This is a genomic window from Streptomyces sp. NPDC028308, from assembly GCF_055565855.1.
This window is the reverse complement of the sequence record NZ_JBVHTO010000008.1, coordinates 265,741-289,332: the sequence shown is the minus strand read 5'-3', so window position 1 is coordinate 289,332 and position 23,592 is coordinate 265,741. Positions and strand designations below refer to the sequence as shown.

The window sequence follows — 23,592 nt, the reverse complement described above, 5'->3', positions numbered from 1 at the left end:
CCGTGCTCGAACGGACGGTGTCATGACTTGCCGACGCGGCCGTCTCGGTAGCTCTCCAGAACGCGCAGCCAGACCTCGCTGATCGTGGGGAACGCCGGTACGGCGTGCCACAGCCGGTCCACACGTACCTCGCTGGTGATCGCGACGGTCGCCGAGTACAGGAGCTCCTGCGTCCCGGGGCCGACGAACGTCACTCCGACGACGGTCTGGGGATCGGGGTCGATGAGCACGCGAGCCCTGCCGCGGTAGCCCTCGGCGTACTGCAAGGCGCCGGCGACCCTGCCGATCTCGTAGTCCACGACGTCGACACGGCGCCCGGTGCGCTCGGCTTCCTGCGTCGTCAGGCCGACGCTGGTCACCTCCGGCTCGGAGAACACCACTTGGGGCACGGCGGCGCTGTCGGCCGTGGAGGCGTGCGCTCCCCACCTGCCGTCGTCCAGCGGTTCGCCCTTGGCGCGCGCCCCGATCACCGCACCGGCGATGCGCGCCTGGTACTTGCCCTGGTGGGTCATCAGGGCGCGGTGGTTGACGTCGCCGACCGCGTAGAGCCATCCGTCGGCGACGTCTGTCACGCGGTAGGAGTCGTCCACGGCCAACCAATCGCCCGGCGTCAGTCCGACGGTCTCCAGGCCGATGTCCGCGGTGTGCGGCGCGCGGCCGGTCGCGAACAGGATCTCGTCGGCCTCCAACGTCTCGCCGCCGGACAGGGTCACCCGCACGGGGCTGTCGTCGCCGTTCTCACGGACGACCCCGGTCACCGAGGTGTCGAAACGGAGATCGACGCCCGCGGCTCGCAGGGATTCCGCGACCATCTCTCCGGCGAAGGGCTCCATGCGGTTCAGCAGCCCCTTACTGCCCCGCACCAGCATGGTCACCCGCGAACCGAGTGCCTGGAACGCCGTGGCCATCTCGACGGCCACCACACCACCGCCCACGACGGCGAGGCGATCCGGGACGTGCCGGGCGGCGGTGGCATCACGATTCGTCCAGGGGCGGGCCTGCGCGAGCCCGGGCAGATCGGGGAACGCGGTGATCGTCCCCGTGCACACGCCGACGGCTTGCCGTGCCGTCAGGCGCACGGTGTCGCCGTCCGGCGTCTCCACGACGACCTGCTTCGGACCGTCCAGCCGCCCGTAGCCGCGCACCAGGTCCACGGACACCGAGTTCAGCCAGCCCACCTGGTCCTCGTCATGCCAGTAGGCGGACATCTTGTCGCGGTAGGCGAACACCGCGGGCACGTCCAGCGGGCCCTCCACCGCTGCCCTCAGCCCCGGGACTCGACGGGCATCGGCGCGCGCCACCACGGGGCGCAGCAGCGCCTTGCTCGGTTCACACGCCCAGAACGAGCACTCGCCTCCGAGCAGCTCGTTCTCCACGATCACCGTGGAGAGTCCGGCCGCCCTGGTGCGCTCGGCCAGGTTCTCGCCGGCCGGGCCGGCGCCCAGAACGACCACGTCGTAGGCGCGAGAAGTGCTATCCATGCTTGCTCCAGTCCCTCATCCGAATCGCAGCCCGGCGTGGCGCTCAATGTGGAGAACACCGCGCGACCCGCACTCGCCCGGGGTCGGCGCAGTTCTCCTGCCATATTCCTCCAGAGGGTCGGACAGCGCCTGGCGGAACCCAACCGGCGGCGCCGGGCGCGGACGCCAGTAGGTGGGGGCATCCCGAGCGAGGTTCGGGTCGGGCCGACGGGCGCCTGGCCCCGAGCGGCGTTCCCAGCTGTCCTACGGACGGGTGGTCACCGGCCGGGGAGCCGGGTCGTGACCTCCTGCAGAACCCATCCGTTGCCGTCAGGGTCGCTGAACGCCGCGAAGGAGCCGTAGCTGGCGCGCCGCGGCTGCGGTCCGCCGACCCTGCCTTCCTCCGTGCCGCGGTGGAACACGCCGCCCGCGTCATGAAAGATCTCGCCCACCTCGACACCCCGCTCAACGAGCTCCGCGTGAGCGGCCTCGATGTCGGAGACGACGAGGTGCAGGCCCTGCACGGAACCCGGTGCGGCGGTCGTGACACCGGTGCCGAAGAGGATCGAGCACTGCGATCCCGGCGGGGTCAGGTGGACCACCCGGTAGGAGTCATCGGCGACGTAATCGACGTCCAGCCGGAACCCGGCCTTCTCGTAGAAGGCCTTGGCCGCGTCGACGTCCGAGACGGGCAGCACCATGACCTCGAGCTTGAATTCCATTGTTGCCTTCGCTTTCACGACAGAGGACACGCCCCGAGCGTGTCACCGGTTCAACGGGTGACATCATTCCAACGTCGGCGTCACTGGTCAAGCTGGTGACGGAGGAATGTGCTCCCCGGTCGGACTGTCTCTCTGGCGTGGAAGCGGGCGGGTCGGCCCTGCGTCCGACGGCTTGGGTCAAGAGTTGTATAGATCCAGGCGGCCAGAAGTTGCTGCTATGCATCCGACGGCGACCGCCTGCTGGGGGGGTGGGTCGAACGCGTGCTGCGCGCCTCGACCGGATGTAGGTCGACGGACTTTGTCACTTGCTTGACCGGTGACGTATCGACTGTCATGATCGCCGGCTTGAGATGCCGTCAGGCACCCCACTCGGCAACCTGATCCCCTGGAACGAGGTCGACAAGGGCGGCCACTTCGCCGCCTGGGAACAGCCGGAGCTGCTGTCCCGGGAGATCCGCACCGCCTTCAGGTCACTGCGCAAGGCCATGTCCGCGAAGTCCCTCCTGTCCCGGGGTGCCCGGCACGGGAGGGACTGTGCGGAGATGACCTGGCCCGTCGTCCGGGGTGGCCGTCACCGCCCCGGACGGGCTCCTCACGCTTGCGAGCCGGCCGCCCGCTCGGGGGTGCGAGCGGAGCGCAGCCACTGGGCGAGCAGGGCGAGGGCGGCCAGGACCGCAACCGTGGCCGCGTAGACGACCGACGTCTCGTGCAGTCCCGTGTGGGTGGCGGCGATTCCGGCGATCACGGCGGGCACGCTGAAGGACAGGTAGGAGATCACGAAGGCGACGGAGAGCAGTTCGCCGCGTTCGGACGGGGCGGCGATCCGGGCCAGGGTGCCGAAGCTGGCGAGGGCCGAGCCGCCGAAACCGACTCCGGCGATGACGGTGCCGAGCGCCGCGGTGACCAGGGAGTTCTCCTCGACCCCGGTGAGGGCGACGGCCGTACCGACCAGCAGGAGGCTCGCGCCGAGCGTCAGGGTGCGCGAGGTGGGCCAGCCGCGCAGGGCGAACGCGGTGAGGGAGGCCGGCACCGTGAGCAGGGTGACCACCAGACCGCCGACCACATGGCTGGAGAGGCCGAACAGGCCGACCGCGACGGAGGGGCCGAGCGAGAGGTAGAGACCGCCGAGCGCCCAGCTGGCGACGAGGATCGGCACCAGCCCCAGCAGGTCGCCCCTCAGGTGCGGAGCGACGCGCAGGCGCGGCAGGAGCGAGCGGGCGGCGCCCGGCCGCTTCACCGATGTCTCCGGCAGCGCCAGGAGGACGGCGCCGGCCACGAGCACGGCGGCCAGCAGCAGCACGTACACCAGGCGGGTGGGGTGCGGTCCGTACTCCACGAGGAAACCGGAACCCAGCGAACCCAGTCCGAGCCCGAAGGTGGGGGCCGCGCCCGAGACGACACCGGCACGGTGCGGCGCGTGTGCCGGATTGAGGTCGACCAGGGCCGCGCCGAGCGCGGTCATGGCGGCGCCGGTGGCTATGCCCTGGACCAGCCGCGCGACCAGCAGCAGCGCGATGTCGTCCGCGGTGAGGAACAGGGCCATCGCCACGGCTTCGAGGGCCAGCGCCGACAGCAGGACCGGTCGTCGGCCGAGGTGGTCGGACAGGGCGCCGAGCACCAGTAGCGCGGCGATCATCCCGAGGACGTAGACCGCGAAGACCGTGGTGAGAACGGTGGCCGAGAAGCTCCATTCCTGCTGGTAGACGACGTAGAGCGGGGAGGGGGCGCTGGACGCGGCCATGAAGAGCACGAACACGACGGCCAGGGCGACGAACGCCATCGGCCGCCCCAGCTCGCGGCGGCGGCGTCCTTCCGGCGACGTGGTGACCGGTGGGGATGTGTGCTGATGGGGCAGGGCGGAGGCGGGCACGATTCTCTCCAAACGCAGTGATCGATGCGTTAAGACGCTAGCACTAACGCAACGATCAGTGCGATAATTCCGTCATGGTTGACGCTTCAGCTCAGGTACGTCCCGGTGGCCGCTCCGCCAAGGTGCGGGCGGCCGTGCACCGCGCCGTCGCGGATCTTCTGGCGGACGGGCCCGCCGAGGCACTGACGATCCCCGCCGTCGCCGCCCGCGCGGGCGTGCACCCCACGACCGTCTACCGGCGCTGGGGATCGGCCGCCCAACTGCTCAGCGACGTGGCCACCAGCCGCTTCAGCGGTGACGTCGTCGTGCCCGACTCGGGTTCGCTGGCCGGCGACCTGGAGCGGTGGATGGCGGACGTCGCCACCGACCTCGCCGATCCGGACACCCTCGCCCTCATGCGCGCCGCGATCGGCTCGGGGCCCGAAGGCGGATGCGCCTGCACGGCCGACCGGCACGAGCAACTGAGGGCCATCATCGAGCGCGAGCACTCCCGAGGCGGTGAGGCGCCCACGGTGGAGAGCGCCGTCGACTTCCTCCTCGGCCCGCTGTACTACCGCGCGATCTTCAGCGCGGAGCCCGCTTCCGGTGACTGGGCTCGCGGCCTCGTCACGACGTTCCTGGCGGCTTCCCGGGCGCTGACCTGAGCGAGCCGGACCTCCCCGGCGCAGGAAGCCCGAGGCGCGGCGGCCACGTGCCGCGGCTCGGGGTGGCAGGCAGTGCGGCGGCCGCGCGGCGTACGCCGGTGCCCGCACGAATGCTCGCCGTGTCGCCCCGCGGAACGACGAGGGGCCGCCGCCAAGTCGCGGGCTTTGCCTGATCTTTACAACCTGGTCCGTCGCTGTGTCGTCTCTTCGCTCGACCTGTCACCCGGTCCGCCGGATCCGCGGCGGACGGACGAAAGAGGAGAGCGACCCATGCGCCGTACCGTTTCCGGGGCCATGACACTCGCGTGCACCGCCGTACTGGCGGGCGCGATACCGGCGTTCGCCGACGAGACGACGCCGAGGCCGGCCCCCACCGCCCCCTCGGAGCGCCCGACCGCCGCCCCGACGCCCACCCCCAGCACCGCCGCCCCGAGCGAAGCGCCGACTCGGGCGCCCGCCACGGGCCAGGTCAGCCGCGTTCCGAACGGAGCGCCCGACACCGGTGTGGCACCCACGACCGGACAGGGCACGGACGGGGGAGCGGCCATCGGAGGCGGCGCCGCGGCGGCGGTCGTCCTGGGCGGCGGAGTGGCCTTCGTGGTCCGCCGCCGACGGACCGCCGGGGCATGACGTCACCTGCCCGGCGCGCGGTCACCCCTGCCGTTCCCGCCCGGAGCGCACCGGCCGCCCACGCGCCTTCCAGACGGCTCGTCACCGCCGCCGTACTGGGCACGCTGCTGTCCGGCTGCGGTGGTGGCACCGGCGACACTCGGTCCGCAACAACCCCATCGGGCAGCGGGCGTGAGCCCTCGGAGTCCGGCACGAAGGCGAAGGCACCGCAACGGCAAGGGAGTTCGGCCCCCGTGAGGTTGCGGATCCCCGCCATCTCGGTCGACACCCCGCTGATACGGCTCGGGTTGGCAGAGGACGGCAGCGTGCAGGTACCACCCGTGACGGCACACGACCGAGCGGGCTGGTACGAGCACTCGCCCGCGCCGGGACAGGTCGGGCCGTCCGTGATCCTCGGCCATGTCACCGTCGGCGCCTACGGGGACGGGGTGTTCCGCCGCCTGGACCGGCTGCGCCCCGGCGACACGGTCACCGCGAGTCTGGGAGACGGAACGGCGGCGGCCTTCTCCGTGACTTCCGTCCGGACGGTCGCCAAGAACCGCTTCCCCGCGAAGGCCGTCTACGGGGACGTGAACCGCCCCGAGCTCCGGCTCATCACCTGCGGCGGCCCCCGCACCGACGAGGGCTACCGCGACAACGTGATCGTCTTCGCCCGGCTGAAGTCGGTGACGCCCTGACCCTCCCACCGGATCCCGGGCGGACGGACCTGCGCCGGCCGCCCGGGAACCGCCCCACCAGTCCCGAGCCCACGACCCCGTGCGGCCACGACCATGGAGAGCGTTGAAACGGTCCCGCGACACGGCAGCGTCCGAACTGTTCGCTGCCCTCTACCCACGTCTCGCCGGCTGGTGCCGCCGACTGGTCGACGACGACGAGACCGCCCACGAGATCGCCTCGGAGGCCTTCACCCGGCTCTGGGCACGCTGGACGGCCGTGGAGGAGCCCCGAGGCTTCCTCTACGTGACGGCGGCCAACCTCGTGCGCGACCACTGGCGCAGGACGGAACGCGAGCGCAGAGCCGTGCGGCGCGTCACCTCCGAGGCGGCCGTCCGTCCGCACGACGAGCAGACCGATCCCTCGGTGCGCCTGCTCGTGCAGTCACTGCCGGAGCGCCTGCGCGTCCCGATCCTGCTGCACTACTACGCGGACATGCCCATCCGGGAGGTGTCCGTCCTGACAGGACGCAAGGAAGGAACCGTCAAGGCCGACCTCCACACGGCCCGAGAACTGCTCCGCGCCCACCTGGGGAGGAACCTTGATCGCACACCATGACGAAGGTCCGGACCCGGACTTCGGACTCGACGACCCCCTCGCCGCCGTCCTGCGGCCAGGGCCCGACTACCTGAGCCCACCGCCCGGCCGGTACGAGGCGATCCGCCGCGGCGCGTCCCGGCGCAGGACGGTCCGGACCGCGATCGGAGTCGGGCTGTCGTGCGCCGTCGCTGCCGTCGTCGCGCTCCCGCTCACCATGTCCGCGTCCGAGGCGCCGGCCTCCCCGACCGTCCCTCTCGCCCCGCCTCCCGCAAGCAGCCCCGCGACGGTCCCTACGACGGCCCCCTCCCGGCAGACTTCGCCGGAGCCGTCCCGGCCCGCCCCCAGGGAGAGCGATCCCCGCCGTCCCCCGGTGCCCACCCGGGAACCGTCCGCGACACCCACACCCTCTCTCGCCGAGCCGTCGCGGGAGACGGCTCGGACCGGGACCGCACCCACGGAGCGCGGCCCGCGTTGAGCCTCACCGGGCCGCGGCGGACGAGTGCCAGTCGGGTGCCCGCGGCCTCAACTCCCTTGTGCCGGGCCCCGGGACGGACGGGTGCCCGGCACACTCACGAGGACTCGCGCACCACGAGTTCGGTGGGGAGGACGACGTGCCGACGCGGCTCCTCGGGGTCGCCGATCTCCTCCAGCAGGATGCGGGCGATCGTGACGCCGATCTCCTCGACGGGCTGACGCACGCTCGTCAGGGGCGGATTGCTGTGGCGGGCGATGATGGAGTCGTCGAACCCGACCACCGCCACCTCGTCCGGAACGCGCCGCCCCTGCCTGCGCAACTCGGCGAGGGCTCCCGCCGCCATGACGTCGGACGCGACGAACACGGCGTCGAGAGCGGGGACTTGTTCAAGGAGTGAACGCATGGCGGCCTCGCCGCCCTCCTCGGTGAAGTCGGCCGAGGCCACCAGCCGCTCCGGGATCTCGTGCCCCGCCTTCTCCAGGGCGTCACGCCATCCCTGGAGCCGGCTGCGTGCCACGTCCATGTCGAGCGGGCCGCTGATCGTGGCGATCGTGCGCCGCCCTCGGGCGAGCAGGTGCTCGACGGCCGCGGCGGCCCCGCCCGCGTTGTCGGAGTGCACGTGGCTGAGGGACTCGGCGGGGGAGCGGCGTCCGGCCAGCACCGTGGGCAGGCCCATGTCCTCCAGCAGCCCGGGCAGCGGATCGTGCTCGTGCACGGAGACCAGCAGCACACCGTCGACACGCCGTTCCGCCACCGACTCGGTGAGCTGGTCCCGCTCGGCCTGGTCGCGTACGAGCACCAGTTGGAGCTGCGTCCGGGTCTCCGCCAGGGCGGTGCTGACCCCGCGGATGACCGCCGAGAAGTACGGCTCGGAGCCCAGTCTGCTCTCCGACTCGGGGATCACCAGGGCCACCGAGTTCGTCCTGCTCGTCACGAGGCCCCGGGCGACCGAGTTCGGTACGTAGTTCAGCTCCTCGATGGCCGCGAGCACCGCGGCCCTGGCCTTCTCGCTGACGAGCTCCGAGCCGTTGATGACTCGTGAAACCGTGGTGCGTCCGACGCCGGCGCGCGCGGCCACGGTCTTGATGGTCGGGCGTTGCCTGCCCCCCACGGCGCCTCCTCGCTCACGCGCTGCCCCGACGGCTTTCACCTGCGCATTGTGCCAGACCCCGGAAGAGCTCCCGGAGGGGCCGAGGACGCCGGCGCGACATCTTTCCGCAACGAACTGGATTCAACTTCTTGACAGGAGCCTTTTGCGGCGGCCACGCTTCGGGCCTCCGGGTGGGTACGTTCCCATCGCCGTTTGGGAACGTACCCACCCGGACAAATCGGGCCTACGGAGCGGACCGTGGTGCTCGATCTCCGGTGCGTCAGCGCCGCCGCTAGGAGGACGAAATGGGCAAGGCCCGAAGGAAGTTGCGTACACGAGTCGTGGCCGCCGTGTCGGTCGTGTCGGCTCTCGGTCTGGTCGTGGGCTGCGGGAGCAGTGACAACGGGGGGACCGGCGGAGGAAAGAAGGACGGCAAGGTCACCATCACCATGGGGCTCTTCGGCGTCATGGGCTTCAAGGAGACCGGCCTCCTCGACAAGTACATGAAGGAACACCCCGACGTCACCATCAAGGCCGATGTCGCCGGTGACGAGCAGACCTACTACACCGCCCTGCAGACCCACCTGGCCGCCGGCAGCGGGCTGAAGGACATCCAGGGCATAGAGATCGGCCGGGCCAAGGAGCTGTCGGACACGCAGAAGGACAAGTTCGTCGACCTGTCCGGGGTGTCCGGCACCGACCACTTCCTCCCGTGGAAGCAGAGCCAGGTCACCACCGCGGACAAGAAGGTCATCGGCCTCGGCACCGACATCGGTCCGATGGCCGTCTGCTACCGCAAGGACCTGTTCGAGCAGGCGGGCCTGCCCACCGACCGTGACGAGGTCGCCAAGCTGTGGGAGGGCGACTGGTCCAAGTACGTCGCCGCGGGCAAGAAGTTCAAGCAGAAGTCCAAGGACGGCAAGGTCGCCTTCATGGACAGCTCCAGCGGCCTGTTCAACGCCATGATCTACGGCCACTCCGAGCAGTTCTACGACAAGAAGGGCGAGCTGATCTACGCGTCCAACCCTGTCGTGAAGGACGCCTGGAAGCTGGCCTCCGAGGCGGCCACGTCCGATCTCACGGCCAAACTGCGCCAGTTCCAGCCCGGTTGGGACCCCGGCCTGGCCAACAGCACCTTCGCCACCACGGTCTGCCCCGCCTGGATGCTCGCGCACATCAGCGAGAAGGCCGGACCGAAGAACAAGGGCAAGTGGGACGTCGCCAAGGCACCCCAGGGCGCCAACTGGGGCGGCTCCTTCCTCGGCGTGATGGAGAAGAGCCCCGTCAAGAAGGAGGCCCAGGAACTCGTCGCCTGGCTCACCGCTCCCGAGCAGCAGGCCTACCTCTTCGAGAAGATCGGCAACTTCCCCTCGTCACAGACCGCGCTCGGGATGCCCGAAGTGGTCGACGCCAAGTCGGACTACTTCAGCGGCGCGCCCATCGGGAAGATCTTCGGCGCAGCGGCCAAGGAGATCCCCGACGAGCAGGTGCTCGGCCGCAAGGACGGCACCATCAAGGACATCTTCTCCCAGGGCCTGACCTTGATCGAGGCGCAGAACAAGAGCCCGAACGAGGCGTGGAAGACCACTGACGAGCGCATCGAGAAGGCCGCCGGCTGACCGAGGGCACCGCTGCCCGCCCGCGGAGCCGCCCGGCGCCCCACGCACGGCCTGCCTGGGCCGCCGGGCCCCTGCCCGCCCCTCTCACCCTCCAGGAAGGACGCCTTCCGGTGGCCATCTCCACCTCCACACCCTCAGACGGTGCCCCCGGCACAGTCCCGCCGGCCGGGACCGGCACCGGCGGGGAACGCCAGCGGCGGCGGACGCTGCTGCACCGCCTCGACGTCCGCGGAGCTCCGTACGCCTTCGTCGCACCGTTCTTCGTCGTCTTCGCCGCCTTCAGCTTCTACCCGCTCGTCTACACCTCGTGGATCTCCCTGCACCGCGTCGAGCTGTCCACCCTGAACCTCATGGAATGGGTCGGCTTCGACAACTACACGGCCCTGTGGGAGGACGACCGCTTCTGGAACGCGCTGCTCAACACCTTCACCATCGGTGTCCTGTCGACCGTGCCGCAGCTGATGATGGCGCTCGGCCTCGCGCACCTGCTCAACTACCGCCTCCGCGGCTCCACTTTCTTCCGTGTCGCCGCCCTGACGCCGTACGCCACATCGGTGGGCGCCGCCGCCCTCGTGTTCACGATGCTCTACGAACGCGACTTCGGCATGATCAACTGGGTGCTGAGCCTGGTCGGCGTCGACAACATCGACTGGGAGAACAACAAGTGGGCCGCGCAGACGGCGATCTCCACGATCGTCATCTGGCGCTGGACCGGCTACAACGCCCTCCTCTACCTCGCCGCGATGCAGGCGATCCCGCGCGACCGCTACGAAGCCGCCGCCATCGACGGCGCCTCGCGGTGGCAGCAGTTCCTGAAGGTCACCGTCCCCGGCATCCGCTCCACCATCGTGTTCACCATCGTCCTGTCCACGATCGGCGCCACCCAGCTCTTCGGCGAGCCCCTGATCTTCGGCCAGGGCCCGAACGGCATCACCGGCGGAGCGGACAACCAGTACCAGACCCTTGGACTGCTGCTGTACGAGGAGGGCTGGAAGAACTACCAGATGGGCCGGGCCGCCACGGTCGCCTGGGCGATGTTCCTGCTGCTCATCGCCCTGTTCGTCGTCCAACGACTCGTCAGGCGCGTCCTCGCGCGCAGGGCCTGACCGGGAGATCTCCATGACCACAGACAGCATCCCGGTCCGGGCGGCGGAGGCGCACCCGGGGGCCGCACCGAAAACACGCAAGAGCAGCGCGTCCGGCGGACAGGGTCGGCGCCTCTTCCGGCACCCGGGCGCCGGACGTCAGCATCACGCGGGCCCCGTCGCCTACATCCTCCTGGGAATCGCGGCCCTGTTCTCGCTCTTCCCGCTCTACTGGACGATGGTCGCGGCCTCGACCGACAACACGCGGGTCACCCAGACACCCCCGCCGTTCCTGCCCGGACCCCACCTGCTGGAGAACCTCGGCAAGGCATGGCAGGACGCCGCGCTGGGCAAGGCCATGCTCAACAGCATGATCGTGGCCGGGGTGATCGCCCTGTCCACGGTGCTGTTCGCGACCCTCGCCGGCTTCGCGTTCGCCAAACTCCGCTTCAAGGGCCGCAACATCCTGCTCATGCTCGTCATCGGAACGATGATGGTGCCGCCCCAACTCGGCGTCGTACCGCTGTTCATGATGATGACGGAACTGGGCTGGGGCCAGAAGCTGCCCGCCGTCATCTTCCCCACGCTCGTCAGCGCCGTCGGGGTGTTCTTCATGCGGCAGTATCTGACCGAGGCGCTGCCCGACGAACTCGTCGAGGCCGGCCGCGTCGACGGTGCGCACTCCCTGCGCATCTTCTGGAGCATCGTGCTCCCCATCGCCCGGCCCCCGATGGCCGTGCTCTTCATGATCACGTTCGTGCACGCCTGGAACGACTTCTTCTGGCCCTTCATCGTGCTCGACATGACCAACCCGACGGTCCCCGTGGCCCTCACCCAGCTGAGCGCGGGCTACGTACGCGACCAGTCACTGATCATGGCGGGAGCCCTGCTCGGCACCCTGCCCCTGCTCGTGATGTTCGTCGTCTTCGGCCGGCAGATCGTCGGCGGAATCATGCAGGGAGCCGTCAAGGGATGAGCGCCTCACCGCCCCACTGCTGCCACGGCCCCCCGGCGCCCGCCACCCCCGTATGCCACTCCCGCCCCGCAGTACATCTGGAAGGACTCACGTGACCACCGTTACCCGACGTGTCGCGCCCGCCCCGGAGACCACCGACGCCGTCCGCTTCCCGCAGGGATTCACCTGGGGCACGGCGACCGCCGCGTACCAGATCGAGGGCGCCGCCGCCGTCGACGGTCGCACCCCTTCGATCTGGGACACCTACTCGCACACACCCGGCAGGGTGCGCAACGGCGACACGGGTGACGTGGCCACCGACCACTACCACCGCTGGCGCGAGGACGTCGCGATCATGGCCGACCTCGGCGTGAGCGCGTACCGGTTCTCCCTGTCCTGGCCGCGCGTACAGCCCACCGGCCGCGGCCCGGCCGTCCAGAAGGGGCTCGACTTCTACCGCGCCCTGACCGACGCGCTGCTGGAGAACGGCATCGAACCGGTGGTCACGCTCTACCACTGGGACCTGCCGCAGGAGCTGGAGGACGCCGGTGGCTGGCCCGAGCGCGTCACCACCGACCGGTTCGCCGACTACGCGGCCCTGGCCGCCCACGCGCTGGGCGACCGGGTGAAGACCTGGACCACCCTCAACGAGCCCTGGTGCAGCGCCTTCCTCGGATACGGCTCGGGTGTCCACGCTCCCGGGCGCACCGACCCGGTCGCCGCACTGCGCGCGGCGCACCACCTCAACCTCGCGCACGGCAAGGCGGTTCAGGCACTACGCGCCGAACTGCCGTCCTCCGCACGGGCGTCCATCACCCTCAACATCCACCACGTCCGTGCCCTGACCGAGGCCGCCGAGGACCTGGACGCGGCCCGCAGGATCGACGCGCTCGCCAACCGCGTCTTCACCGGCCCCGTCTTGGAGGGCCGCTACCCGCAGGACCTCCTCCAGGACACGGCCGGCCTGACCGACTGGTCCTTCGTGCGGGACGGCGACACCGCCACGATCCACCAGCCGCTGGACTTCCTGGGCGTCAACTACTACACGCCCACCCTCGTGTCCGCCGCCACCGGCGAGGCCAGCCACGGCTCCGACGGCCACGGGGCCAGCGAGCACAGCCCCTGGCCGGGCGCCGACCAGGTCGCCTTCCACCGGCCCGCCGGCAGCACCACCGCGATGGGCTGGGCGGTGGACCCCAGCGGTCTGTACGACCTGCTGATGCGGCTCAAGGCGGACTTCCCCTCGATGCCGCTGATGATCACCGAGAACGGCGCCGCCTTCGACGACTACGTCAACCCTGAGGGCGAGGTCTCCGACCCCGAGCGCATCGCCTATCTCCACGGCCACCTCTCGGCCGTGCGGCGGGCGATCGCGGCCGGCGCCGACGTGCGCGGCTACTTCCTGTGGTCCCTGCTGGACAACTTCGAGTGGGGCTACGGCTACAGCAAGCGCTTCGGCGCCGTCTACGTCGACTACCCGACCGGCAAGCGCATCCCCAAGGCCAGCGCGCGGTGGTACGCCGACGTGGCACGCACCGGCAGCCTGCCGGGCGAGGGTCCTCAGAGCCACTGAGCCCGGCGAGACGTGGGGCCGGGCCCGGCCGAGGGTGCGGACGTGCGGCGGGTACGCGTACAGGTGTACCCGCCACGGAGCGCTCGGGGCCGGGCGCCGCCGTGTGTGGGCTGCCGTGTCGGGAGTGGGCCCCGGGGGACCGGGGAGCCCGGGCCCGGAGCCGAGGCTGGGGTTCGGGGTGCGCCACGCCCGGTGGTGCCTCGGTCCCCGCCTGACCAGCACTCGTCGCTCGCCGACCAGTGACCTACGGACGGCGGGAGCCGTGGGCCCGTGTGATCGCCGGGAACGATCGGGTAGGCCGAATCACACGCTCGCCTCCGTTTCCGTCCCGTCCGGCGGGCTACTCAGCCGCACATGGAAAGACCTACCGCTCCGTCGCGCGGCACCACGACCAGCGACCCCGACCTGTCTGCCACCCTCCGCACGGAGGCGTCGGGACGGCCCGGCCTTCGACGACCGAGGAACCCGGCCCCGACTCCGCGGCTCGGGCGCCATCTCCCGCACCCTCGCCGTGAGGCCGGGGCCGTCGGGCGAGAGGCGGCCTGACCACATGGACACCTCCAAGTCCTCGGCATCCGCGCAGCCGGCGCGGCGCGGGCCGCAGCCCGACGACCGGACACCCAAGCAGAGCCCACTCAATTCCGCCCTGTCCACGCCGCTGCTCTACTTCTTCATCCTCGGTGACGTCCTGGGGGCCGGCGTGTACGTCCTCGTGGGACAGATCGTCGCCGCGTCCGGCGGAGCGGTCTGGGTGCCGTTGAGCGTGGCGCTGTGCCTGGCGATGCTGACCGCAGGGAGCTACGCCGAACTCGCGACCAAGTACCCGCGCGCCGGTGGAGCCTCCCACTACACGACACGGGCTTACGGACCGTTCGCCGGGTTCCTGGCGGGCTACTGCATGCTGGCGGCCGGCATCGTCTCCGTCGCCGCGCTGGCCCGCGGCTTCGCCGGTGACTATCTGACCGCGTTCGTGTCGTTGCCGGTAGCGGCGGTCGTCATCGTGTTCCTCGCGGCGCTCGCCCTGCTCAACGCACGCGGCATCAAGGAGTCGACCCGCGCCAACGTGGTCGCGACGGTCATCGAGGTCGGCGGCCTGCTGATCGTGGTCGTGCTCGGGGCGTGGATCGTGCTGCGCGGTGACGGACACGTCGATGCGCTGACCGACCTCGGCACCCCGCAGAAGGGCGCGGCCGCCGCCGTGCTCAGCGGCGCCGTGCTCGCGTACTACTCCTTCGTCGGTTTCGAGACGTCCGTCAACGTGGCGGAGGAGACGCGCGACCCCGTGCGGTCCTATCCCCGGGCGCTGTTCGGTGCTCTCGGCACCGCCGGACTGGTCTACGTGCTCGTCGGGCTCGCGGCGACCGCCGCCGTACCCGCCACGGTCCTCGCCGACTCCAGCGGTCCGTTGCTGGAGGTCGTCAAGGCGGCGGGAGGGGTACCGGAGCGGCTCTTCAGCGCGATCGCCCTGGTCGCCGTGGCCAACGGGGCCCTGCTGACCGGCATCATGTCCTCCCGGCTGGCGTTCGGCATGGCCCGGGACGGACTGCTGCCCCGTCAGCTGGCGACCGTGCTGCCGCAGCGCCGTACCCCCTGGGTCGCGATCGCCGTCACCACGGCGCTGTCGCTGCTCCTGGCCCTCACCGGTGATGTCGCCACCCTGGCCTCGACGCTGGTGCTCCTTCTTCTCGTGGTCTTCTTCATGGTCAACACCGCGGCCCTGGTACTGCGCAAGGACCCCGTCGACCGCGAGTACTTCCGGGTTCCGGTCGTGGTTCCGGTCCTGGGCGCCGCGTCCTGCGTCCTCCTCGCGACCCGCGTCGAGGGCGAGGTGTGGAAGCGCGGACTCCTCGTCCTGGCGGTGGGCGTCGTCCCCGCCCTCGTCGCGGCCCGCCGGCACCGGCGCGACGACCGGGGCGCTCAGCCGGACTGAACGAGCCGACCGGAGCGCGACGCTCCGTCCCCGCGGCGGCAGAAGCGCCCGCAGACATCCCAATCTGCGGGCGCACCGCGTGCCCAGAGGACCACTCCGGCGGCAGCGCCACGCAGAAGAGCACGTCAGACCGCAGCCCGACCGCCGGCCGTCCTTCGTTCGGGTACAGAACCCCTCACGTGTCACCCGGTCGAGTGAGCGAGGGGGGAGACTGCCGCCGCCGCGCCGATACGGTCACGCGGTGACCTCGAACTCAACAGAAACGCGCCCCGTGCGCTCCGCCGAGGTGGGGACCTTCGTCGCCATGTCGTGGAGCCGCGAGACGCCGCAAGGCGCCATCCCCTACGTGCTCGCCTTCTCCCTCGGTGACGGTGAGAACGGTCCCGAAGGCTCCGCCGCCGCCGTCGAGCAGCTGGTGCGCAACTGCGGACTCTCGATCGAGGAGGGCCTGGTCGACGGCAGCTCCCGGCCGAGCATGCCGGTCCGCCTGCTCGTCGTGGACGGGTCCGTGGTCCTCTCCATGCCGCAGATCAACGCGCAGATCGTCCCGTCGGACCAGTGGCTCGCGGTCGTCGCCGAGCGCGGGTACGCCTGTCTCATCCTCACCACGCGCACGTGGCCGGGCGGGGAACTGACCGACAACGACGCACTGGCCGCCTTCGCCAACGACGAGGAGACGCTGAAGCTGTCCGCCAACGTCGTCCTGCCGGCTCGCAAACTGCGCGACCGCTGACCCGACCGGCGGCCGCGGCCGTGGACCCACGGCGGCGGCCGGCGTCCTTCGCGCATACGCGGTGACACGCGGCGCGTGCCGAGACACGACGGCGCCGGTCACCGAGGAGTGCCCCCGCACCCGCCGGAGCGGGGCGGGGGCACGGATGGTTCAGGGCTTGTAACCGAGGACGAACGTCACCGGGCTGCCGCCGGCCGGATTGCCCGCGGTGCTGGGCTTGGCGAGCGAGTAGACCGGCGCGTTCACGGCGCCCAGTGCGGCCAGGGCGGTCTGCTGGTCGCCGGCCGCCCCGGCGGAACCGAGCCAGGAGAAGGCCTGGGTCAGGACGGACTGATGGACGGCCGATTCGGTGAGCGACGAGAACAGCACCAGGAGCGGCGGAATGGTGGCACCGGTCAGCACCACGACCGCCGCCAGCTGCCATGGCGAGTCGACCGACACGAGCAACAGCGTGCCGCACATCAGCACGCCAGTCGTCGCCAGCAGCTGCGTCGACGCCACGACGCTCCACCGGCGTAGCCCGTACAGCCAGCCTGCCAGCAGCCCGCTGCAACTGGAGAGGGCGAAGACCGGGCCGGCGGCTCCTGGCACACCGCGCTCCACCACGAAGGCGGTCACCGACACCTGCATGGCGCCGAAGAAGACCCCGAGGGCGAGATTCATGCCCATGAGCAAGAAGACGTCGCGGCGCAGCAGCGAGCGGTCCTCACGAGCGTCGCGCGCGGTGACGCGGACTGCCGGTGGGGGCGCACTCCGGTGCTGCGCCGCGAGGACCAGACCGCCGACCACCGACAGGGAAGTGGCCAGCACCGTGCCGAACACGGGATGCCCTGCCGCGGCGAGCGCGCTGACCATCGTCGGCCCTACGAGGTAGGACACCGCGTTGCTGATGGACTCCAACGCGAAGGCGGTGGGCAGTTCTCCGGCGCGGTCGGCACGGAGGAGTGCCGCCCAGCGTGCGGCGGACATCGCACTGAGCTGGGGAACGCAGGCCCCGGCCAGTGCCCCGCCCAGCGCCAGAAGGGCCGGGGACGCGTCGGCCGCCACCAGGATCACGAGTACGGCCATCGCACCGGCGTGGGCGAACAACGACGGCGGCAGGACCCTGGTCTGCCCGAACCGGTCCACCAGCCGAGCCAGTTGGGGCGCCAGGACCGCGTCGGCCACGGCGAAAGCGCCGGTGACCAGTCCAGCCGAGGTGAAGGTGTCGGTGTGGCCGTGTACCAGCCAGACGATGCTGAGACTGGTCATCGCAATGCCGACCCGACCGAGCGAAGCCGGCAGGAAGAACGCGGCGGCGCCCGGGGTGCGCAGCAAGGAACGGTAGTTCGCCGTGGGCACGGCGAGTCCATTTCACCGCCCGGCGGGACGGCTTGTCCGGGTCGCCGGTGCCCGAAAGCGCCGACCCGGTGTTGCCGCCTGGAACCGTCCAGTGGTGGCGCGGAGAGGGGGCACGGCTCCCCGCACCGACTCCATCACCGGGCAGAAATCTAGGTGTTGTGTGGCGGACATTCTCACCGCTCGTGGCGGGAGTGTCCATTGGGAACGGGCGATCGCTGGTGCTGGCGGCGGCTCGGGCTTTGGCTCTGGCTTCGCTGCCGACTGTGACGGTGGCTGGTCTAACCGAGCGGGCCAACCCGGCTGAGGCCAGGTGAGTTGAGCGGAGCCGAGTCACCCCGCCGAACGCACCGGCCGCCTCGCCTCCAGGATCAGCTCTCGGTCGAGTTCGAGCCGCCGGCCTTCAGCCATTCCACCGCATGGGCGACCGCGGGCGCCAGCCCGAACAGCCGGGCGTCCGCACTCCCCACCCGACCCCGGCGCACAGCGCCCGTGGCCTCGTACGCCGCACCCAGTTCGCCGAACGGGGAGGAGTCGAGCAGGACGTCGCGGTACCGGTACCAGCGGCGGCCCTGCGGAGGAGGCGCCGCGACGACGCACGAGTACGTGTTCCTCGGCCGCCCGGGAACACGGTACTCGGCGAGATGGAAGGCGGTGCACACGTCGTACCCCACGCCCAGAAGCAGCACCCGGGCGTCGAGCTTCTCCAGCCGGGCCAGTGGCGAGTCCTCACCCAGGTGGCAGTCCGGGGCGTGGTCGGCGGTGACGTAGGCCGCCTCGGCGCCCAGAGCGGCGAAGGAACTCTGCGGATGTGCGCTGCGCATGGCACCGTCCTGCCTCCATACACGCTCGGAGAGGACGCCCACGCCGAAGCTGGGACTGCGCGCCGGGTCGAACGCGGGAACCTTGTCCCGTTCCGTGTCCCAGGTCTCCTTCGGCACCGCGTATCCCCGTGTGCCGGGCCACCGGGATGGATCCGAGTTGTCGGGAGTCTGGGTGTAGACGGTGAGAGTGCCGGTGGGACCGAGCACGTCACGCAGGGCGTCGACCACGGTGTCCACGCCGCCGCGGACGGGTCCGAGGGCGTGCAGCGAGGCGTGCACCAGGACGGTGTCGCCCGTGCTGAGCCCCAACTGGCGCAATTGATCGACGAGTTCGTGCCGCTCACGCAGCCGGCTGGTGACGACCGGCTCGCGTCGCACGGCCTCGCGCACTCCCTGGACGAACCGTTCGCCGGCGGGCAGCAGTTCCCCGCTGTCCAACAGGGTGGCCGCCGCGTCCTCGGTGTGTCCGCGCCAGGTGCCGTACTCGTGCCGGGCCCGCTCGCCGCCCACCCCCGCTGCGAGTTCGGCCCGCCAGAAGTCGGTGACGCCGAGATGGGCGTAGGTGCCCTGGAGAAGGGCGCCCGCGGGACGGGGGTCTGGCCGCCAGGGGGCGTGGTAACGGGCGTCCGAAGGGGGGCCGTGCAGCGGCACCAGGTCCAGCAGCGCGCCCAGTTGGACGTGCAGGAACTCGTGGACGAGGGTGAGCGCGAGCAGGACCGGGTCGTCGGGGAGCGAAGCCGCGATCGCACCGTAGGCGCGGCGGGCGGCGGAACTGACCGCGGTGCCGTCCGTGCCGGGACACAACGGCACCAGCGCCTGGATGCAGGCGCCTACGGCTTCGGCGTGCCAGGGGTGTCGCCTGACCAGGATCTCCCAGGCACCCTCCAATGCCTCTTGCCACCGCAGTACTTGCTTGTCGTCGAGCGGTTCGGTGAGGGCATGCCCGTGCGCGTCTCGCAGGGAGCCGCTGTCGGCGAGCCACAGTTGCAGCACCTGCTCGTCGCACACCGTGCGCACGACTGGCCACTTCCCCTGCCGGGTGCCGTCCAAGAGGTCTTCCAGCCAGCCCAGTTCGGGATGCTCACCCCGGTCCAGCGCACCAAGGGCGCGGGCCAGCCCCTCATCGATAAACGGGTGCATCATGACCGCGTGCCAGGCCCGCCGGTCTCGGCGGTTCAGGTCCACCAGCCGTTCGTACATCCCCGCGACCTCGGCGGCGACGGCCGGCGGCCCCGCGGCGGCGGTGCGCCGGAGCGCGTCCGCGAGGAGCATACGTTTGCTGAACTGCCCGGCGCCGAGCTGGGCCACGGCTCGGGCGCCGCCCCGGGCCCGGGCGAGGTCGGCGAACGTGGCGGGGTCGATGACTCGCGGGACGGGCTCGGCCGAACTCCGGCCAACGCGCGGAATCTTGGCAGCCGGCGTCACCGGATCGCCTCCCGTCCCGACCGAGCGAGCCGGGCCACGTCTCTGCGGAGCCAGTCGCCGATGTGGTCGATGGGTACGGCGAAGTCGTCGCAATACACGGAGGGCGCGGCGAACAGGGGAGTGGAGCCGGGGTGGTACCGGTGGGCGTAGAGGCCTCCGCCGCTGACTCGTGACCGTGGGCGGGCCCGGCACACCGGCTCGAGGCCGGCCGTCCCGCGCTGGCAGGCGCGGAAACCGGGGTGCGGTGCGGCGTCGGCGAAGGTGTCGCTCAGCACGTGCAGTCCGGTAGCTGGGGCTCCGGGATAGCTGGCCTTGAGTGAGTCCGCCTGTTCGAGGGCGCCGCGTTCGGCGCACTGGGTGAGGCGTACGAGGCGACGGGCGCTGTGCGCCGGGGTCGGGTGGGGAGTGCGGACGCCCGGCTGTTCGGGCTGGCGCCCGCGGTCGCCCATGCGGTGGAATTGCTGAAGGGCGGCGGTGCCGTCGAGGCTGACCCCGACGCGTACGCCGTAGCGGTCCGGGACGGGCAGCAGGTCAGGATCCTCGATGAGCCGGATGCCGTTGGTCTGCGTGGTCAGCCGGAGTTCGGCGACTCCGGCGAGGGCGCCGGTGAGGGTCTGTAAGAGTGCGGCGAGCCGTTCGGCTCCGACCAGGAGCGGCTCGCCCCCGTGGATCACGACGTCGACCCTGCCCAGCGCGTGTTCCCGGGCGTGGGCGGCGATGAGACCGGCGGTCCGGCTGACGACCTCCGGAGCCATCGTCCTCGGCCGTCGGCGCCAGCTCTGGTCGGCGGCCTCGTACATGTAGCAGTAGGCGCAGGCCAGGTTGCACCTACTGTGCGCCTTCAGCAGGAACTGCCGGAAGGGCACCGTCTCCTGACGGTCGTCCGGTCCGGCGGTCGGGAGGCTGGTGGCGGGCATCGGCATCGGTCGCTCTGGTGCGTCGGCGGAGTGAATCCCAGAATCCTAGGGAGTCGAGGGCTGAACCCCGATGGCGGGCACGCTTAATTACGCCGTTCAGGTGGTCGGCGGTCCAATGTCGGAGTCGAGATGCTTGCCGGCTAGTACGGCCCGGGTGGTCGGGTGGGCGTTGCCGGGAGTCTCCTTGGCACGCCGGACCGCTTCCTCGGCCAGTGCGTCCGCCTCCTCCGTGCGCGCGATGGTGCGCAGACTGAGCGCCAGGTGGGAGGTGAGGGGGAGTTGTGGTCCCTAGAGCAGAGCGGAGGAGAAGGCGGCCAAGGGCGAGGAGCGGGGCATACCGGGCGGCCCGCTCCTCGATGGAGGCTAGGAAAGGAACGAGCTGGGCTTGTACGGAGCCCAGGAGTCCGGCAATCGGGCCAGCGGCAGTTCGATGGGGAGACCGTCCGGGTGCTCTGCATCAGGCCACAGCCGGGCGGTCGCCCCAGTGTGCGCGGCGCGCGGCGCGGGGTCGTGGCCGAGCCAGGGCTCTTCGCCGTTCATCCAGTCCAGTCGGTCTCGCCACCGGCTGGCCCTCGACGAATTCCAGTCCAAGCGGCTCACCACCGGCATTGACGCGCTGCACGCTGCGAGTTTTCGTGGTGTCCGACTGGTATCCGAGCGCCTGCCGCGATGGTCTCCCTGGCTTCCTCCGATTGGCCGGTCTGCGGTGGCTGGCGGGGGCAGGGGTGCCCAAGCTGTCATGCGTAGCGCCGGTATGCCCTTTGTGCGTGTTTCCTCATCGCTTTGAGGGCTGCCGGTACCGACTCTCAGCGCCCGGGTGGAACATGCTCTGTCGCGGCTGAAGAACTGGAAGATCCTGCGGGACTGCCGGCTCAAGGGCGACGGAGTTCACCAGGCCCTGCTCGGCATAGCCCGGCTCTACAACCTGGCCCTCACCGGATAACTCACGGCCCACACGGGACAACCTCTAGCCTCCCGGCATGGCAGAACGAGCATCCTTCCACCCCGGCGACGGCGCCGGCCCGAGCAATGCTCGTAAAATGCCTGGATGCCCAAGCCGTTAGGGATGAGTTGCCGTACGTGGGTCGCCGCGTGGGCGGTGCTGTGCGCTGCTGGAATCGGTGCCACCGCCGCTCTGAATGCCTCCGTGGAGCCTGAGGCGCAGCCCGAGAAGCCCGTCAGCGCCGAGTGTGCCGAGTACATCTCGGACATTGAGACGCAGCTGGACAGGGCCAAGGCGGATGGCAACGACGACGGTGTGCTGGCCTTCTCGCGAACGACGGGCGGCGCGGCAGACTGCCGTGATGTGATTCTTGACCACTTTGGCGGCGGCCGGTGAGGCGCCGTATAGGGCTCCCCGCGGTAGCGGGGCTGATCTGCGCCGGTGCTGTGGCAATCAGCGCCGTGAGCGCCGCGACGGAAGCGGACCCGCAGCACACTCCGCCACGGGTGTACTCCTCCTGCCTGGCGGTCGACACCAAGCCGATGCATGTAGGCGACGACCCGTGCGACGGCCGTTGAGGAACCACTGAGCCAGCCTGTCGCCGACCGGTTGGGCAGAGGGCGGGAGGCGCAGTTGCAGCCTCACACGCTGCGCGCTACGCGCCAGGCCCCGTGGCCTCGTGGGATGCCAGATGGGGCGTATGTGGGCCGCCGGATCGGCCGGGACGCGGTCCGCTGTGGCACGTGAAGACCGTGCGCCGATGGCAGTCAGGCCGTGTCGCGGATCGCCTCGGCCAGGGCGCGCAGGCCCTTGTCGAGTTCGTCGGGGGTCACGGTGAGCGGCGGCAGGAGCTTGACCACCTCGTTGTCCGGGCCGGAGGTCTCCACCAGCAGGCCCCGTTCGAAGGCTCGCCCGGCGACGCGCTCTGCGCGGCTCCTGTCGTGGAACTCCAGGCCCCACACGAGGCCGCGCCCTCGAAACTCCTTGGTCTCCTCATGGTGTTCCGCCCGGATCGACGTGAGCACCTGCTCGACCTGTTCGCCGCGCAGGAGGATCTGCTTCTCCAACTGGTCGTCAGTCCAGTAGGAGTTGAGCGCCGCGGTGGCCGTGACGAAGGCGGGATTGTTGCCGCGGAACGTGCCGTTGTGCTCACCCGGCTCCCAGATGTCGAGTTCCGGGCGGAAGAGGCACAGCGCCATCGGTAGTCCGTAGCCGCTGATGGATTTCGACACAGTGACGATGTCCGGGACGATGCCGGACTCCTCGAAGGAGAAGAAGGCGCCGGTACGGCCACAGCCCATTTGGATGTCGTCGACGATCAGCAGCATGTCGTGGCGTTCGCATAGGTCGGCCAGCGCGCGCAGCCATACGGGCCGGGCCACGTTGATGCCGCCCTCGCCCTGCACGGTCTCCACGATCACGGCCGCGGGCCGGCTGAGACCGGAGCCTTTGTCAGCCAGGAGCCGCTCGAACCATGCGAAGGCGGGCGCGTCGTCGAGATAACCGTCGAAGGGCATGGGCGTGCTGTGCACCAGCGGGACGCCGGCACCCGCCCGCTTGAAGGCGTTGCCGGTCACCGCGAGCGATCCCAGGGACATGCCGTGGAAGGCGTTCGTGAACGACACGACCGTCTCGCGCCCCTTGACCTTACGGGCCAGCTTGAGCGCCGCCTCCACAGCGTTGGTGCCGGTCGGACCCGGAAACATCACCTTGTACGGCAACTCGCGGGGCCGCAGGATCAGGGAACGGAAGGTCTCCAGGAACGTGCGCTTGGCCGCCGTCGACATGTCCAGGCCGTGGGTGACTCCGTCACGCTGGAGATAGGCGAGCAACTCGCGCTTCAACAGGGGGTTGTTGTGGCCGTAGTTGAGCGATCCCGCCCCGGTGAAGAAGTCGATGTAGGCGCGGCCCCGCTCGTCGTACAGGTGCGTGCCGCGGGCGCGGTCGAAGACGGTCGGCCAGCCGCGGCAGTAGCTGCGCACCTCCGATTCCAAGGTTTCGAAGACGTCCGGATCAGGCTGATCGGCCCCGTGATGACGGTCCATTGCACATCCTTGAGCGGCAGACGAGTGTGGACGGGCGGCTGGCAAAGGAGCTGTGGGATC

At 70.7% G+C, this 23,592-nt stretch carries 19 protein-coding genes and 1 pseudogene; 12 read left to right on the top strand and 8 right to left on the bottom strand.

The window, feature by feature from the left end:
* Positions 1-20: 20 nt before the first annotated feature.
* From ACZ4VA_RS20210 to ACZ4VA_RS20200, 3 genes are all read right to left on the bottom strand, one after another.
* Entirely contained in the window at positions 21-1,481 is a 1,461-nt protein-coding gene (locus tag ACZ4VA_RS20210; RefSeq protein ID WP_468082291.1) for a dihydrolipoyl dehydrogenase family protein, read from the bottom strand.
* Between the two features lie 257 nt (positions 1,482-1,738).
* On the bottom strand, positions 1,739-2,182 hold the full coding sequence (locus tag ACZ4VA_RS20205; RefSeq protein ID WP_355783056.1) for a VOC family protein: 444 nt from the start codon (positions 2,180-2,182) through the stop codon (positions 1,739-1,741).
* A gap of 592 nt (positions 2,183-2,774) precedes the next feature.
* Positions 2,775-4,052, bottom strand: a complete 1,278-nt coding sequence (locus ACZ4VA_RS20200) for an MFS transporter (RefSeq protein WP_356173988.1) — start codon at positions 4,050-4,052, stop codon at positions 2,775-2,777.
* A 74-nt stretch (positions 4,053-4,126) separates the two neighbouring features.
* Between ACZ4VA_RS20200 and ACZ4VA_RS20195 the strand changes: the two genes are divergently transcribed.
* The 4 genes from ACZ4VA_RS20195 (at position 4,127) to ACZ4VA_RS20180 (ending at position 6,598) form a co-directional block, all read left to right on the top strand.
* On the top strand, positions 4,127-4,696 hold the full coding sequence (locus ACZ4VA_RS20195) for a TetR/AcrR family transcriptional regulator (protein WP_356173985.1): 570 nt from the start codon (positions 4,127-4,129) through the stop codon (positions 4,694-4,696).
* 270 nt (positions 4,697-4,966) lie between these two features.
* Positions 4,967-5,326 (top strand): sortase-dependent protein, encoded by a 360-nt coding sequence (locus ACZ4VA_RS20190; protein WP_356173982.1) that lies wholly within the window; start codon positions 4,967-4,969, stop codon positions 5,324-5,326.
* A complete protein-coding gene (locus tag ACZ4VA_RS20185) occupies positions 5,323-6,003 on the top strand; it encodes a class F sortase (protein WP_468082290.1) in 681 nt (226 codons plus the stop codon). The genes ACZ4VA_RS20190 and ACZ4VA_RS20185 overlap by 4 nt, the downstream gene beginning before the upstream one ends.
* A gap of 103 nt (positions 6,004-6,106) precedes the next feature.
* Entirely contained in the window at positions 6,107-6,598 is a 492-nt protein-coding gene (locus ACZ4VA_RS20180) for an RNA polymerase sigma factor (RefSeq protein WP_355795511.1), read from the top strand.
* 551 nt (positions 6,599-7,149) lie between these two features.
* Here ACZ4VA_RS20180 and ACZ4VA_RS20175 read toward each other — a convergent pair.
* Positions 7,150-8,166: a LacI family DNA-binding transcriptional regulator gene (locus tag ACZ4VA_RS20175; RefSeq protein ID WP_356173979.1), complete on the bottom strand. Its 1,017-nt coding sequence runs from the start codon at positions 8,164-8,166 to the stop codon at positions 7,150-7,152.
* Between the two features lie 284 nt (positions 8,167-8,450).
* Here ACZ4VA_RS20175 and ACZ4VA_RS20170 point away from each other — a divergent pair, with 284 nt between their 5' ends.
* The 6 genes from ACZ4VA_RS20170 to ACZ4VA_RS20145 all read left to right on the top strand — a co-directional run bounded on the left by ACZ4VA_RS20170 (position 8,451) and on the right by ACZ4VA_RS20145 (position 16,040).
* Positions 8,451-9,764 (top strand): ABC transporter substrate-binding protein, encoded by a 1,314-nt coding sequence (locus tag ACZ4VA_RS20170; RefSeq protein ID WP_355792896.1) that lies wholly within the window; start codon positions 8,451-8,453, stop codon positions 9,762-9,764.
* Between the two features lie 110 nt (positions 9,765-9,874).
* On the top strand, positions 9,875-10,870 hold the full coding sequence (locus ACZ4VA_RS20165) for a carbohydrate ABC transporter permease (protein ID WP_356173976.1): 996 nt from the start codon (positions 9,875-9,877) through the stop codon (positions 10,868-10,870).
* Positions 10,871-10,883: 13 nt separating this feature from the next.
* Positions 10,884-11,825 (top strand): carbohydrate ABC transporter permease, encoded by a 942-nt coding sequence (locus tag ACZ4VA_RS20160; protein WP_389391491.1) that lies wholly within the window; start codon positions 10,884-10,886, stop codon positions 11,823-11,825.
* A 52-nt stretch (positions 11,826-11,877) separates the two neighbouring features.
* On the top strand, positions 11,878-13,377 hold the full coding sequence (locus ACZ4VA_RS20155; RefSeq protein ID WP_468082289.1) for a GH1 family beta-glucosidase: 1,500 nt from the start codon (positions 11,878-11,880) through the stop codon (positions 13,375-13,377).
* Positions 13,378-13,927: 550 nt separating this feature from the next.
* A complete protein-coding gene (locus tag ACZ4VA_RS20150) occupies positions 13,928-15,307 on the top strand; it encodes an APC family permease (RefSeq protein ID WP_468082288.1) in 1,380 nt (459 codons plus the stop codon).
* Between the two features lie 241 nt (positions 15,308-15,548).
* A complete protein-coding gene (locus ACZ4VA_RS20145) occupies positions 15,549-16,040 on the top strand; it encodes a DUF5949 family protein (RefSeq protein ID WP_468082287.1) in 492 nt (163 codons plus the stop codon).
* A gap of 150 nt (positions 16,041-16,190) precedes the next feature.
* Here the strand turns inward: ACZ4VA_RS20145 and ACZ4VA_RS20140 are convergent, their stop codons facing one another.
* The 3 genes from ACZ4VA_RS20140 to ACZ4VA_RS20130 all read right to left on the bottom strand — a co-directional run bounded on the left by ACZ4VA_RS20140 (position 16,191) and on the right by ACZ4VA_RS20130 (position 20,544).
* Positions 16,191-17,381 carry an MFS transporter gene (locus ACZ4VA_RS20140; protein WP_468082286.1) on the bottom strand — a complete coding sequence of 397 codons (1,191 nt, stop codon included), beginning with the start codon at positions 17,379-17,381 and terminating at the stop codon, positions 16,191-16,193.
* Positions 17,382-17,749: 368 nt separating this feature from the next.
* Positions 17,750-19,627 (bottom strand): AAC(3) family N-acetyltransferase, encoded by a 1,878-nt coding sequence (locus tag ACZ4VA_RS20135; protein ID WP_468082285.1) that lies wholly within the window; start codon positions 19,625-19,627, stop codon positions 17,750-17,752.
* On the bottom strand, positions 19,624-20,544 hold the full coding sequence (locus ACZ4VA_RS20130; RefSeq protein ID WP_468082284.1) for a radical SAM protein: 921 nt from the start codon (positions 20,542-20,544) through the stop codon (positions 19,624-19,626). Before ACZ4VA_RS20130 ends, ACZ4VA_RS20135 begins: the two co-directional genes overlap by 4 nt.
* 811 nt (positions 20,545-21,355) lie before the next feature.
* On the opposite strand from ACZ4VA_RS20130, the pseudogene ACZ4VA_RS20125 reads away from it, so the two are divergent.
* A pseudogene (locus tag ACZ4VA_RS20125) lies at positions 21,356-21,487 on the top strand (transposase); the annotation flags it as partial.
* 105 nt (positions 21,488-21,592) lie between these two features.
* The gene (locus tag ACZ4VA_RS20120) at positions 21,593-21,883 is read left to right on the top strand and encodes a hypothetical protein (RefSeq protein WP_355785856.1); all 291 of its coding nucleotides are present in this window, start codon (positions 21,593-21,595) and stop codon (positions 21,881-21,883) included.
* Between the two features lie 371 nt (positions 21,884-22,254).
* On the opposite strand, the gene ectB is transcribed toward ACZ4VA_RS20120, so the two are convergent.
* Positions 22,255-23,532, bottom strand: a complete 1,278-nt coding sequence (gene ectB, locus ACZ4VA_RS20115; protein WP_355785854.1) for a diaminobutyrate--2-oxoglutarate transaminase — start codon at positions 23,530-23,532, stop codon at positions 22,255-22,257.
* Between the last annotated feature and the right edge of the window lie 60 nt (positions 23,533-23,592).